The sequence below is a fragment of the Novosphingobium sp. TK46 genome, assembly GCF_055361525.1.
Genome location: NZ_CM143963.1, coordinates 3,363,237 through 3,376,886, shown reverse-complemented (window position 1 = coordinate 3,376,886; position 13,650 = coordinate 3,363,237). Strand labels below are relative to the sequence as shown.

The following is a 13,650-nucleotide window of genomic DNA, read 5'->3' as shown; positions in this document are numbered from 1 at the left end:
GCTACCGATTGAAGCGGGCTGATCGCAAATAATGTCGGGAAGCGCGATTGGTTTCAGTTATAATAATCCTGTAACGATCGCACTTCAAGTTGGCTGCCCCGCAATGCCGCAATAGCCTGGCTGGCAGCGACGCTCGCCGCAGCGGTCGTGAAATACGGCACTTTGGCTGTCAGCGCCGAACTTCTGATCGATTGCGAGTCCTGATGGCTCTGCCAACCCTCGGTCGTGTTGAAGATCAACGCGATGTCGCCGTCGATGATCTTGTCGACGATATGCGGCCGCCCTTCCGCCACTTTGTTTACGACCTCGACGGGCAAGCCGGCGTCTGCCAGATACCTCTGCGTTCCCGCAGTGGCGATGATGCGAAACCCTTGCGCGACAAGTTCCTGCACCGCGGGCAAGATGACCGGCTTGTCACTGGATTTGACCGAGACGAACACGGTCCCGCTCTCGGGCAGTCGCATGCCTGCTCCGAGTTGCGCCTTGAGAAACGCTGTCGCGAAGTTGGTATCGATTCCCATGACTTCGCCCGTCGATTTCATCTCAGGGCTTAGAACGGGATCGACACCGGAGAATCTGGCGAACGGGAACACCGCCTCCTTTACCGCCATGTAAGGCAAGTCACGCTTGAACGGTGGAAACGTGCTCAATTTCTCTCCGGCCATTACCCTGGCCGCGATCTTGGCGACAGGTTGCCCGATCGCTTTGGCAACGAACGGTACGGTCCGGCTGGCGCGAGGATTTACCTCGATGAGGTACACCTCGCCGTCTTTCACCGCGAACTGCACGTTCATCAAGCCGCGCACGCCCAGGCTGGTCGCCAGCAAATCCGTCTGGCGTTCCATCTCTGCGATGATCTCGGGCGGCAGACTATATGGCGGCAACGTGCAGGCGCTATCGCCAGAGTGGATCCCGGCTTCTTCGATGTGCTGCAGAACACCCGCGACCACGACTTGCTCGCCATCGCACAGGGCATCGACATCGCATTCGATCGCGTCACGCAGGTACTGATCGATCAGCACCGGGGAATCGCCGGAAACCTGCACCGCGGTGGCGATGTAGTTATCAAGCTGCTGTTCGCTATCGACAATCTCCATCGCTCTACCGCCAAGCACGTAGCTGGGGCGCATCAGCACGGGATAACCGATGCGATTGGCAACCGCGATCGCTTCGTCACGGCTTCTGGCGATACCGTTGAGAGGCTGCTTCAGCTTCAACTTGGTGATGAGAGCAGCGAAACGTTCACGATCCTCGGCAAGGTCGATCGCGTCAGGCGATGTTCCCAAAATCGGGATGCCAGCATCTTCCAGCGCTTGAGCAAGCTTCAGCGGGGTCTGCCCGCCGAACTGAACGAGTACGCCGACGACCTCGCCTCGCTGCTGCTCGACGCGCAGGATCTCCAGCACGTCTTCCTGGGTCAACGGCTCGAAGTAGAGGCGATCCGAAGTGTCGTAGTCGGTCGATACGGTTTCGGGGTTGCAGTTGACCATGATCGTTTCAAAGCCGGCTTCGGCCAACGCGAAACAGGCGTGAACGCAACAATAGTCGAACTCGATGCCCTGTCCGATGCGATTTGGACCACCACCCAGGATAACGATCTTGCGCCGATCCGAAGGCATCGCCTCGTCTTCGGGCTCGCCAAAAATAGGGCTCTCGTAGGTCGAGTACATGTACGGCGTGATGGCGTCGAACTCGGCTGCGCAACTGTCGATACGCTTGAAGACCGGCAAGACGCCCAGCTTGTGACGCAGCTTGCGCACTTCTTCTTCGCTGGTCGCGCCAGCCATCGCCCGCAAGGCATCGTGCAGCAGGCCCGAGCGCTTCGCCTGGGTTTCCGCCAGACCGCCCGCGACTCCGACCGATCGCACCGCTAGCGTGGCTAGCCTCTTGTCGGAAAAACCCATGGCTTTCAGCCGGCGCAGGCCTTGTGCGTCGATCGGCAAGCCATCGGCGAGGATCTTGGCCTCCTCCGAAATTATCTCTTCGATGTGACGCAGGAACCAGCGATCGTAATGCGTGATCGCGTGTATCTCGTCGACGCTCAGTCCTTCTCGGATGGCTTGTGCCGCGACCAGTATTCGATCGGGCGTCGCCTTTGCGAGAGCGGCGGTGATGACGTCCTTGGCGGCGCCCTGCAGGGCAGGAACCGTGTTGAAGCCATCCAGTCCGGTCTCGAGGCCACGCAGCGCCTTCTGCATCGATTCCTTGAAGTTGCGCCCGATCGCCATGACTTCGCCGACCGACTTCATGGCCGTCGACAGGATGGGATCGGCCCCCTTGAACTTTTCGAAAGCGAAGCGTGGGATCTTGGTGACGACGTAATCGATCGTCGGCTCGAAGCTCGCCGGCGTGGCACCGGTGATCTCGTTCATGATCTCGTCGAGCGTGTAGCCCACGGCCAGCTTGGCGGCGACGCGCGCGATCGGGAAGCCCGTGGCCTTCGATGCGAGCGCTGACGAACGCGACACACGAGGGTTCATCTCGATGACGATAAGACGCCCGTCCTTCGGGTTCACCGCGAACTGGACGTTGGAGCCGCCGGTTTCGACGCCGATTTCGCGCAGCACAGCGATGCTGGCATTGCGCATGATCTGGTATTCCTTGTCGGTCAGCGTCAAGGCCGGCGCGACAGTGATGGAATCTCCGGTATGGACCCCCATCGGATCGACGTTTTCGATCGAGCAGATGATGATGCAGTTGTCGTGGCGATCGCGCACGACTTCCATCTCGTACTCTTTCCAGCCGAGCAGTGATTCCTCGATCAAGACCTCGGTCGTCGGCGACGCATCGAGGCCGGTTTTGACGATCGCTTCGAACTCAGCCTTGTTGTAGGCGATGCCGCCGCCGGTACCGCCCAAGGTGAAGCTGGGCCGGATGATCGCCGGAAGACCGGTCGTCTCAAGACCCGCCAGCGCCTCGGCAAGCGTATGGGCGACGACCGATCGTGCCGACTCCAACCCGATCTTGTCCATCGCTTCACGAAAGCGCTGACGGTCCTCGGCCTTGTCGATCGCGTCGGCGTTGGCACCGATCATCTGCACGCCCAGTCGATCGAGCGTACCGTCGTTGAACAGCGCCAGCGCGCAGTTGAGCGCGGTCTGCCCGCCCATCGTCGGCAAGAGCGCGTCGGGGCGCTCCTTCTCGATGATCCGGGTGACGATCTCGGGCGTGATCGGCTCGACATAGGTGGCGTCGGCCATGTCGGGATCGGTCATGATCGTCGCCGGGTTCGAATTGACGAGGACGACGCGATAGCCCTCCTCGCGCAATGCCTTGATTGCCTGCGTACCCGAATAATCGAACTCGCACGCCTGGCCGATGATGATCGGGCCGGCGCCGATGACGAGGATGGTCGAGATGTCGGTACGTTTGGGCATCAGGTCATTCGGCTTTCAAGTTCAGGCAAGTGTCGCAGATGAAGCTCAGGCGACCAGATCGGCGAAAGCCTTGTCCCAGAATTCAGGGCCTTCGGACTTGGCGCTGGCGATGACGGGGTCGTTTGCTTGCTGTTCGGCGATGGCGCTGCGGAACTTGTCCGTCTGGAACTGGTGCATCTGACCGCCGAAGTCGTTGGTCTTGGTCTCCCACACGCCTTTGGCGATCATCGCATCGAGAAATTTCTGGGCTGCGACCTTGGACTTGCCCTTCACCTTTGGGCCGAATTTGCGGGTCGCGGTGGCGAACTTGTCGTCGATAATCAGGACGAGCTCCCCATAGGGGTACCAGCGCGTCGCGATGTTGAGGTCGTTGGCCGGTCCAGCCACGTAATAGGCGATCATGTGATCGATCAGGCTGTCATCGCTCATGCCGGGGTCCCTTCTTTCATCATCTCGACGAACTTTTCGAACAAATAGAAGCTGTCTTGCGGTCCGGGGCTCGCCTCCGGGTGATATTGCACACCGTAGGCGCGCTTGCCGCGGATCGAAATGCCGCAGTTCGAGCCGTCGAACAGTGAAACGTGAGTCTCCTGCACTTCCTCGGGCAAGCTGCGGTTATCGACCGCGAAACCATGGTTCATCGACGTGATCTCGACCACGCTGTCGACCAGCCTTTTCACGGGGTGATTGGCGCCCCGATGCCCTTGATGCATCTTGAGCGTCCTGGCGCCTGCCGCGAGGGCCAGAATTTGATGGCCGAGACAGATACCGAAAATTGGTACGTCGCGTTCGATGAGACTTTTCACCACCGGCACCGCGTAGGAGCCGGTCGCCGCCGGATCGCCCGGACCGTTGGACAGGAACACGCCGTCCGGCTTCAATTCTAGGATCGTTTCGATGGTAGCTTCGGCGGGAACCACGGTGACTCGCGCGCCGGCCTTTACCAAGTTGCGAAAAATGTTGTCCTTGGCGCCGTAATCGATCGCGACGGCGTGAGGACGGTCATCCCTCGGGCTGCGGCCGTAACCGGTTCCCAGCGTCCAAGTCGAGCCTTCCCATCCCTCTTGGATTTCGCGGCTGACGATCTTGGCGAGGTCCATGCCGGCAAGGCCGGGCCAGTCGCGCGCCCTTGCCGCAAGCGCCGCGATGTCGAAATCGCCATCAGGATGATGGGCGATGGCGACGTTGGGTGCGCCCAACGTGCGGATGCGTCTGGTAAGTGCACGCGTATCGACACCGGCGAGACCCACTTTGCCCTTGCTCGCCAGCCAATCGCCAAGCTCTCCGCGGGATCGGAAGTTGGAAGGAGTGGTCACATCCTCGCGTACGACGCAGCCGACCGCACCATCGACCAGCGATTCAAGATCCTCGTCGTTGATGCCGACATTGCCGATATGCGGAAAGGTGAAGGTGACGACCTGCCCGGCATAGGACGGATCGGTGAGCACTTCCTGATAACCGGTCATCGAGGTGTTGAAGCACAGCTCGCCAACCGCGTCACCGATGGCTCCGAATCCACGACCCCAAACGACGTGGCCATCGGCAAGAACCAGTACGCCAGTGGCGCCGTCTGGTTTGGGCGCGTGCGAAGGTGCGGCGTCGGCCATGAAGGGTCGCTCCGGTAGGCGTTCTGACAATGGTTGCTAAGGGGCGGCGGCTAGTCCTGGTTCGCGCTCACGTCAAGGCAGGCGGTGGAAATCGCATTCGGATGGGCCTACTTTCCCACCTTTCTCCGCATCATCATCAAGGCAAAACATGATTCGCGATTCGATCAAGTCCGCGCAGGTTGCTGCAATGAAGTCCGCCGACAAGCCACGTACGGCTGCCATCCGCCTGATCCTGGCCAAGTTGAAAGACCGCGATATCGAATTGCGCACGGCCTCCACCGCGCCCGACGACGATGCCCTCGTGATCGAGGTGCTGCAGAAGATGGTGAAGCAGCGGCGCGAGTCGATCCAGCTGTTCGAGCAGGGTGGCCGACAGGAAAAAGCCGACGATGAAAAGATCGAGCTGGCCGTGATCGAAGAGTTCCTGCCGCAACAACTCAACGAGGCCGACACCCGGGCGGCGATCGCCACGATAAGGGACGAGGTCGGCGCAACCGGCCCCAAGGACATGGGCAAGGTCATGGCCGAGTTGAAGGCGCGGCACGGCACCGTGCTCGACATGAGCAAGGTGAGCGGCTGGGTGAAGGAAGCCCTGGCATGATCGCATACCCTCCCCGCTGCGGGAGGGGTACGCCATGCTGAGCCCACAGTGGCTCGACCAGCTGCGCTCTCGCACATCGCTGTCTACCCTCATCGGGCGCTCCACGCGGCTGCAAAAGGCCGGACGCGAGTACAAGGCGTGCTGTCCGTTTCATGACGAGAAGACTCCGAGCTTCCACGTCAACGACGAGAAGGGGTTCTATCACTGCTTCGGGTGCGGCGCGCATGGCGATGCCATCAAGTGGATGACCGACCACCAGGGCCTGCCGTTCATGGATGCGGTCAAGGATCTTGCCGCAGAGGCCGGCATGGACGTGCCCGCGCCCGATCCACGTGCGGCCAGGGCTGCCGAGAAGCGCGACACCTTGTACGACGTGATGGCGGCGGCACAGGCCTGGTTCGTCGCCAATCTAGCGGCGCCGGATGGCGCCGAGGCACGCGCCTATCTCGCCACGCGTGGGTTCGATGCGCATACCGTGCAACGGTTCGGTTTCGGCTATGCGCCCGAGGGCCGTCAGGCGCTGAAAGCTGCGCTTGGCCAGTTTCCCGAAGCCATGCTGATCGAAGCGGGTTTGCGCATCGTCGTGGATGGCAAGGATCCCTACGATAGGTTTCGCGGCCGCCTGATGCTGCCGATCGAGGATACGCGCGGACGGGCCATCGCGTTTGGCGGGCGCATTCTGGCGAAGGGCAAGACCGATGCGCCCAAGTATCTGAATTCGCCCGATACCCCGCTGTTCGACAAAGGACGCAATCTCTACAACCTGCATCGGGCGGCCCCCGCTGCGCGCCAGTCCGGTCGTTTGATCGTGGTCGAAGGCTACATGGATGTCATCGCGCTGGCCGCCGCTGGTATAGCAGAGTGCGTTGCGCCGATGGGTACCGCCCTTACCGAGCAACAGTTGGAACTCCTGTGGCGCCAAGTGGAGAATCCGGTTCTCTGCTTCGATGGCGACGCTGCCGGTCAGCGTGCGGCCATGCGGGCGATCACCCGCGCCCTGCCGATGCTGCGACCCGCACATTCGCTGCGGATCGTGCGATTGCCGGAAGGTCTGGATCCCGACGATCTGCTGAAGTCCAAGGGCCGTGCAGCGATGGACGCCCTGCTCGGCGATGCGAGCGCGCTGGTCGAGGTGCTGTGGGAGGTCGAGCGGGAAGCGCTTCCGCTGACGACACCCGAGGCAAAGGCCGGCCTCAAGGCGCGCCTGAACGGACATGTCGAAACGATCACCCATCCGGACGTCGCCAGCCTTTATCGGCGCGATTTGATGGATCGGTATTCCTCCTTCGCCTTTCCCAAGCGGGAGGAGCGGGCTTTTACCCCACGTCGACAAAGCCCAAATCAACCGCGAAGCGGCAAACGCGGGAATTACCAACCCGACCCGCTACCGTCCGATCCGTTATCGATCGCACGGCTCAATCGTCGGATGGATCGCGGCAGCGACAACCTGTCGGCTGCCATCTTCGCCGGGCTCGTGCGCTGGCCCGAACAGATCCACCGCCATGCCGAGACGCTGATGTCCACGCATGGCATCGACCGCCGTTTCGGTGTGCTGGTCGACTGTTGCGACTCGGAGCAGCCGGTTGAAAGCGCGACGCTTGCAACCATATTGGCAAGGCACGGCCTGGAGCTTCCCGGCCCATCGGCATGGTCGGACCTCAGGTTCGGGTTCCTGCGACCTGATGCCACGGCGGCGCAGGCATCGGCGGAACTGGCGCAGGCGATCGACTTGCTGGTTGAGCGACCGGCCCTCGAAGCGGCCCTGGCCGAGGCGACGGAGCGGTTTGAAGGTGAGTTGTCCGAGGATGCTTTTTCCGAGCAACAGCGTTTGCTCAAGAGAAAGCTGGAATTTGATAATCGCTTAAGGCAGATGGCGACTAGACATGCGGCAAGTTGATAACGGCCCCGCTGGCAGCAGCCTCTTGGCAAGAGCAAGGCCCGCAACCTGCGGCAGGATCACACGGCGGTAGAATGAGCAAGAACGACAACAACGGCGATACCCAGGTCGACGGCAATGATGCACCGCTGATCGACCTCAACGAAGGAGCGATCAAGAAGTTGATCGCCCGTGCCAAGCGTCGTGGCGTCATCACCTATGACGAGTTGAACGAGGCTCTGCCGCAGGACCAGATGTCGACCGATCAGATCGAGGATATCATGTCCGCGATCTCGGAGATGGGCGTCAATATCGTCGAGAGCGATGAGGACAGCGGTAACGAGGACGATCGCGAAGCGGACGAACCGGAAGCCGAGAGCGATAACGAGGAAGACGGCGTCTCCCCGCGCCAGAACGTCGATCCGGCCAAGAAGAAGGAAGTCATCGAGCGCACCGACGATCCGGTGCGGATGTACTTGCGCGAAATGGGCGCGGTCGAACTGCTCAGCCGCGAGGGCGAGATCGCCATCGCCAAGCGGATTGAATCCGGGCGGGACATGATGATCCTGGGCTTGTGCGAGAGCCCGATCACCTTTCACGCGATCATCATGTGGTCCGAAGCGCTGAACAACGGCGAGATGCAGTTGCGCGAGATCCTCGATCTCGACGCCATGCTTTCGAAGGAACCGGCCCCTGAAACGTTGACCGACGAGGCCGAGGGCGGCGCCGACGGCGAGATCACCGAAGCGACCGCCGGACCGACCTTCAAGGAAGAAGAAGACGTCGAGGAGGAGCCTGCCGCCGACGACGAGGACGAGGACGGCATCGAACGCCGCGCCAAGCGTCCGGTTGAGGAAGAGGAGGAGGACAACACCCTCAGCCTCGCCCAGATGGAAGCGGCACTCAAGCCTGAAGCTCTCGAGCGTTTCGCGCAGATCACAGAGATGTTCCGCGCCTTCGAGAAGCTTCAGACCGAGCGGCTCGACGCCCTGAGCCTAGGCATCGATTTCCCGGCTGCCAAGGAACAGCAGTACCATCAACTGCGCGAAGACCTGACGGCGCAGGTTGAATCGGTTAAATTCCACGCGACGAAGATCGAGTATCTGGTCGACAACCTCTATGCCTTCAATCGCCGCCTCACGACGCTTGGTGGCCAGATGTTGCGGCTGGCGGAGCGTCACAAGGTCAAGCGGACCGACTTTCTTAGCGCCTATGTCGGCCACGAGATGGACGATACCTGGCTCGCCGAAATGGCGAAGAAGGACAAGAAGTGGCTGGCCTTCGCGCAGAGCGAGGCCGATCCCGTCGAGCGCATTCGTGCCGAAGTGTCCGACATCGCCGCGGCTACTGGCATGGCGCTCCCTGAGTTCCGCCGCATCGTCAACATGGTCCAGAAGGGTGAGCGCGAGGCGCGCATCGCCAAGAAGGAGATGGTCGAGGCGAACCTGCGGCTCGTGATCTCGATCGCTAAGAAGTATACCAACCGTGGCCTGCAGTTCCTGGACCTGATCCAGGAGGGAAACATCGGTCTGATGAAGGCGGTCGACAAGTTCGAGTACCGGCGCGGCTACAAGTTCAGCACTTATGCGACGTGGTGGATTCGTCAGGCCATCACCCGCTCTATCGCGGATCAGGCGCGGACCATCCGCATCCCGGTCCACATGATCGAGACGATCAACAAGCTGGTGCGCACCAGCCGTCAGTTCCTCCATGAGCAGGGCCGTGAGCCCACGCCCGAGGAAATGGCCGAGCGCCTGAGCATGCCGCTCGAGAAGGTGCGCAAGGTGATGAAGATCGCCAAGGAACCGATCTCCCTCGAGACGCCGATCGGCGACGAGGAAGACAGCCACCTGGGCGACTTCATCGAGGACAAGAACGCGATCATCCCGGTGGATGCCGCAATCCAGGCCAACCTCAAGGAAACCGTCACCCGCGTCCTTGCATCGCTCACCCCGCGCGAGGAACGCGTGCTGCGCATGCGCTTCGGCATCGGCATGAATACCGATCACACGCTGGAGGAAGTCGGCCAACAGTTCTCGGTGACACGCGAGCGCATCCGCCAGATCGAGGCCAAGGCCCTGCGCAAACTCAAGCATCCAAGTCGCAGCCGCAAGATGCGCTCGTTCCTGGACCAGTAAGCCAAGGCAGCAAGCGCGCGACCGTACCCGCGCTCTAGGGGGTTTAGATGACACGGTTTTGGCGATGCGCCCTGACGATCGCTGCTTTTGCAACGACCGACAGAGGCGCGATCGCCGCTGCGCAAGCGGTTCAGTCGCCACCCTCGCCAACAGCGCAAGCGCGAGCCATCGACCCGAAGGCTTCCGCACTCGCACACGCCATCGTCGACACGGCCTTTCCGACAGAGCGCCGACAGGAGATGATGGACAAGCTGATGCGCAGCATGGGCGAGCAGATGAAGTCGGCGATGCCGGCGTCCCTGATGAGCGATCCTGGTCTGGCAAAAATCATGTCCGATTTCCTCGCCGATCTGCCTGCGAACTTGCGACCTGCGACATCGGCGTTCATCCCGAAGCAAATGGACGCGGTGGCGCAGGCCTATGCACGCATGTTCACGGTTGCCGAATTGACAGACATCGTTGCGTTTGCGCGCACGCCAAGCGGAAAACACTACCTGCAGGGAAGCCTTGATGTGATGTCCGATCCCGCGGTCGCAGCGGTGAACAGTGAGTATTTCGCCCAGGCCCAGGGGCTGGCGCAGACATCATCCGCGATCTTGGGCGAGAAGGTTGCGGCATATCTCAAGGCTCACCCCGAGGTCGCCAAGTCGATGCGTCCAGCAACAAATGGGTCCGATGGCGACTGACGCGGAGATGAGCCCGGCGAGAGGATAAAACCGGCGCCAGCTTCGTTTTTATAGTGGCGTGGACCGGTCATCCCTACTTGCCCCCAGAGCCAGGCCCCTAGGCTGGTCATTTGCCTACCTCACGACTAAGGGGTTCGCAAACGACTCTCACGCTTCACAGGTTGCAACGCTCAACATGCGCATCGTCATCGCCTCGGACCACGCTGCTGTCGATCTCAAGGCCCAACTGACGGATTACCTCGCCGACCAGGGCCATGAGGTCGCCGACCTCGGGCCGCGGACAGACGACCGCGTCGACTATCCCGACTTTGGTTATAAGCTTGCCGATGCGATAGCGGCCGGTCGAGCGGATAGGGCGGTGGCGCTATGTGGGTCCGGGATCGGCATCTCGATCGCGGTGAATCGCCACCCTGCCCTTCGCTGCGCACTCGTGACTGACCCGCTCACCGCTGCGCTGGCCCGAGAGCACAATGACGCCAACGCCATTGCAATGGGTGCCCGCTTGATCGGCATCGACATGGCCAAGGCCTGCCTCGACGCATTTCTATCCACTGCCTTTGGCGAGGGTCGCCACGCAGGCCGTGTCGAAAAGCTTTCCCATCCCAAGATCACCGAGGAGTCCGCCGCATGAGCACCGTACTCGACGCACCGATCCGCAATCCCGGATTCTTCAGCGCCAATCTGGAGCAAGCCGATCCCGAGGTATTCGCCGCCATACGCGGTGAGCTCAAGCGGCAGCGGACCAAGATCGAACTGATCGCCAGCGAGAACATCACCAGCAAGGCCGTTCTCCAAGCCACCGGCTCGGTGTTCACCAACAAGTACGCCGAAGGCTATCCCGGCAAGCGTTACTATGGCGGCTGCGAATATGCGGACGTCGTCGAGACCCTGGCGATCGAGCGTGCGAAGCAACTGTTCGGCTGCGACTTCGCCAACGTCCAGCCAAACTCGGGCAGCCAGATGAACCAGGCGGTGTTCCTGGCATTGCTAAGCCCGGGCGACACCTTCATGGGTCTCGACCTCAACTCAGGTGGACACCTGACTCACGGTTCGCCCGTGAACATGAGCGGCAAGTGGTTCAACCCGGTGCCCTACGGCGTGCGCCCCGATGATCATTTGATCGACATGGACGATGTCGCGAAGATCGCGCGGGAAGCCAGGCCCAAGCTGATCATCGCCGGCGGTACCGCCTATTCACGGGTATGGGATTTCGAGCGATTTCGTCAGATTGCCGACGAGGTTGGCGCCTGGCTGCTGGTCGACATGAGCCATTTCTCTGGGCTCGTCGCAGGGGGTGCCCATCCGTCGCCCTTCCCGCACGCGCACGTCGTCACCACCACCACGCACAAGTCGTTGCGTGGTCCCCGCTCGGGCGTTATCCTCACCAACGACGAGGCTTTGGCCAAGAAGTTCAACACGGCGGTTTTCCCGGGGCTGCAGGGCGGCCCACTGGTGCATGTGATCGCCGCCAAGGCCGTGGCGTTTGCTGACGCCTTGAAGCCCGAGTTCAAGAACTATGCCCGGCAGATCGTTGCCAACTCGCGCGCGCTGGCGGCCAGCATCGAGGCTGAGGGACTATCGGTCGTATCCGGCGGCACCGACAATCATCTCCTGCTGGTCGATCTCACCGCAAAGGACGTGACCGGAAAGGCTGCCGAGAAGGGGCTCGATCGGGCGTGGCTCACTTGTAACAAGAATGGCATTCCGTTCGACAAGCGCTCGCCGTTCGTAACTTCGGGAATCCGCCTTGGAACGCCGGCGGGGACCACGCGCGGGTTCCGCGAAGAGGAATTCCGCGAGATCGGCAGCCTGATCGCCCAGGTTGTCGATGGACTTGCTCGCAATGGCGATGATGGAGACGGTCAGGTGGAACAAGCGGTCCGCATGCGCGTAGAAGCGCTGTGTGAACGTTATCCCATCTATGAGGACCTTTGATCATGATCGACCCCAACACCCCCAAAGGCACTGGCGACTTCATCAGCGATGCGCGCCAAGAGCTTGCCGGAATGCTGCAGGATGGCTTGGGGCATCCTTCGACCAAGCCGGTTCTGCTATGGGGTGTCGCTGGGGCCGCTGCGGCAGTGGTCCTGCCTTTCGTGACGATCCCGCTCGGGCTGGCAGCAGGTGCCGGCTATCAGTTCTACAAGCGGGTGCGCCCCGATTGACCCAGCACGCCTGAATGCGCTGTCCATTTTGCGCCCACGAGGATTCGCAGGTCAAGGATAGCCGACCGACCGAAGACAACACCTCGATCCGCCGCCGCCGCCAATGCGGTAGCTGCGGAGCGAGGTTCACGACCTTCGAGCGGGTACAACTGCGAGAGATAACCGTCATCAAGAGCGACGGCTCACGCCAGCTGTTCGATCGTTCCAAGATTGAACAATCGGTCGTCCTTGCCTGCCGCAAGCGCAGCGTTGAGCGTGAGAAGATCGATCGTCTGGTTTCGGGCGTTCAGCGGCAGGTCGAAACGCTTGGCGAAAGTGAAGTGTCCTCGCTCGCGATCGGCGAGATGGTGATGGACGGTCTGAGGCAAATCGATTCGGTCGCTTATATCCGCTTCGCCTCGGTCTATCGCGATTTCAGCGAAGCGCGCGACTTCGAAGAGTTCGCCAGCACCGTGCGTGATATCAGCACGATCTGATGTCGCCCGCGAAGCCAGTCATAGTGTTAGTCCGCCCACAGCTAGGCGAGAATATCGGCAAAGCAGCGCGAGCGATGCTCAATTTCGGGCTGACCGAAATGCGCTTGGTCACGCCAAGGGACGGTTGGCCCAATCCCAGCGCTGCTCCGGCATCCGCAGGCGCGGAAGCCGTTCTCGATGCCGCACGGGTCTATGGGTCCCTTGCAGAAGCGGTGTCGGATTGTGCGAACGTCTATGCGACGACCGTTCGTAAGCGAGGGGTGAGCAAGCCGGTCGTCACGCCCGAACAGGCGGCGATGGAGATCCACAAGGCGCCCGGCCGGTCGGCCTATGTTTTCGGTGCGGAGCGGGCGGGCCTTTCTACCGATGACGTGGCCCTCGCCCGCGCGATACTGACGGTTCCGATCAACCCACAGTTTGCCTCGCTGAATCTCGCGCAGGCAGTGATCTTGTGTGCTTACGAGTGGTCCAAGCACACGCACCTGGCGCAACCCACGCTAGAGGAAATCTTGCCTCCCGCCCCTCAGGACGAGCTGGAAGGTCTGATCGGTCATCTCGAAAAGATGCTCGACGACAAGAACTACTTCTGGCCGCCGGCACGAGCCGAAACCAATCGCCTGACCTTGCGCAACGTCATGACCAAACCGGGTTGGAATCACCTTGAGGTGCGTACGCTTCGCGGCATCCTCACGACGCTCGAGCGTGAGCGCCGCGAGCGATAGGC

The 13,650-nt window shown here is 61.5% G+C and carries 12 protein-coding genes; 9 read left to right on the top strand and 3 right to left on the bottom strand.

The genetic code is table 11. The features are described 5' to 3' along the window. Positions 1-53: 53 nt before the first annotated feature. The 3 genes from carB to carA are packed head-to-tail and all read right to left on the bottom strand — an operon-like array spanning position 54 to position 4,984. Positions 54-3,377, bottom strand: a complete 3,324-nt coding sequence (gene carB, locus ACXJ1Z_RS16140) for a carbamoyl-phosphate synthase large subunit (RefSeq protein WP_463778031.1) — start codon at positions 3,375-3,377, stop codon at positions 54-56. Between the two features lie 45 nt (positions 3,378-3,422). Further along, positions 3,423-3,806 carry a hypothetical protein gene (locus tag ACXJ1Z_RS16135; protein WP_463778030.1) on the bottom strand — a complete coding sequence of 128 codons (384 nt, stop codon included), beginning with the start codon at positions 3,804-3,806 and terminating at the stop codon, positions 3,423-3,425. Continuing rightward, positions 3,803-4,984: a glutamine-hydrolyzing carbamoyl-phosphate synthase small subunit gene (gene carA / locus ACXJ1Z_RS16130; RefSeq protein WP_463778028.1), complete on the bottom strand. Its 1,182-nt coding sequence runs from the start codon at positions 4,982-4,984 to the stop codon at positions 3,803-3,805. Before carA ends, ACXJ1Z_RS16135 begins: the two co-directional genes overlap by 4 nt. A gap of 148 nt (positions 4,985-5,132) precedes the next feature. Here carA and ACXJ1Z_RS16125 point away from each other — a divergent pair, with 148 nt between their 5' ends. The 9 genes from ACXJ1Z_RS16125 (at position 5,133) to ACXJ1Z_RS16085 (ending at position 13,648) form a co-directional block, all read left to right on the top strand. Next, a complete protein-coding gene (locus ACXJ1Z_RS16125) occupies positions 5,133-5,585 on the top strand; it encodes a GatB/YqeY domain-containing protein (RefSeq protein ID WP_463778027.1) in 453 nt (150 codons plus the stop codon). A 34-nt stretch (positions 5,586-5,619) separates the two neighbouring features. After that, on the top strand, positions 5,620-7,482 hold the full coding sequence (gene dnaG, locus ACXJ1Z_RS16120; RefSeq protein WP_463778025.1) for a DNA primase: 1,863 nt from the start codon (positions 5,620-5,622) through the stop codon (positions 7,480-7,482). A gap of 74 nt (positions 7,483-7,556) precedes the next feature. Continuing rightward, complete coding sequence (rpoD, locus tag ACXJ1Z_RS16115; protein WP_463781274.1) at positions 7,557-9,599, top strand: RNA polymerase sigma factor RpoD; 2,043 nt, start codon at positions 7,557-7,559, stop codon at positions 9,597-9,599. A gap of 239 nt (positions 9,600-9,838) precedes the next feature. After that, positions 9,839-10,285, top strand: a complete 447-nt coding sequence (locus ACXJ1Z_RS16110) for a DUF2059 domain-containing protein (RefSeq protein ID WP_463778023.1) — start codon at positions 9,839-9,841, stop codon at positions 10,283-10,285. Positions 10,286-10,460: 175 nt separating this feature from the next. After that, positions 10,461-10,916, top strand: a complete 456-nt coding sequence (gene rpiB / locus ACXJ1Z_RS16105; RefSeq protein ID WP_463778022.1) for a ribose 5-phosphate isomerase B — start codon at positions 10,461-10,463, stop codon at positions 10,914-10,916. Further along, positions 10,913-12,220, top strand: a complete 1,308-nt coding sequence (gene glyA / locus ACXJ1Z_RS16100; RefSeq protein WP_463778021.1) for a serine hydroxymethyltransferase — start codon at positions 10,913-10,915, stop codon at positions 12,218-12,220. The genes rpiB and glyA overlap by 4 nt, the downstream gene beginning before the upstream one ends. Before the next feature lie 2 nt (positions 12,221-12,222). Next, positions 12,223-12,450, top strand: a complete 228-nt coding sequence (locus ACXJ1Z_RS16095; protein WP_463778019.1) for a hypothetical protein — start codon at positions 12,223-12,225, stop codon at positions 12,448-12,450. Positions 12,451-12,464: 14 nt separating this feature from the next. Further along, on the top strand, positions 12,465-12,926 hold the full coding sequence (gene nrdR, locus ACXJ1Z_RS16090; protein ID WP_463778018.1) for a transcriptional regulator NrdR: 462 nt from the start codon (positions 12,465-12,467) through the stop codon (positions 12,924-12,926). Next, the gene (locus ACXJ1Z_RS16085; protein ID WP_463778017.1) at positions 12,926-13,648 is read left to right on the top strand and encodes an RNA methyltransferase; all 723 of its coding nucleotides are present in this window, start codon (positions 12,926-12,928) and stop codon (positions 13,646-13,648) included. The genes nrdR and ACXJ1Z_RS16085 overlap by 1 nt, the downstream gene beginning before the upstream one ends. Positions 13,649-13,650: the final 2 nt, after the last annotated feature.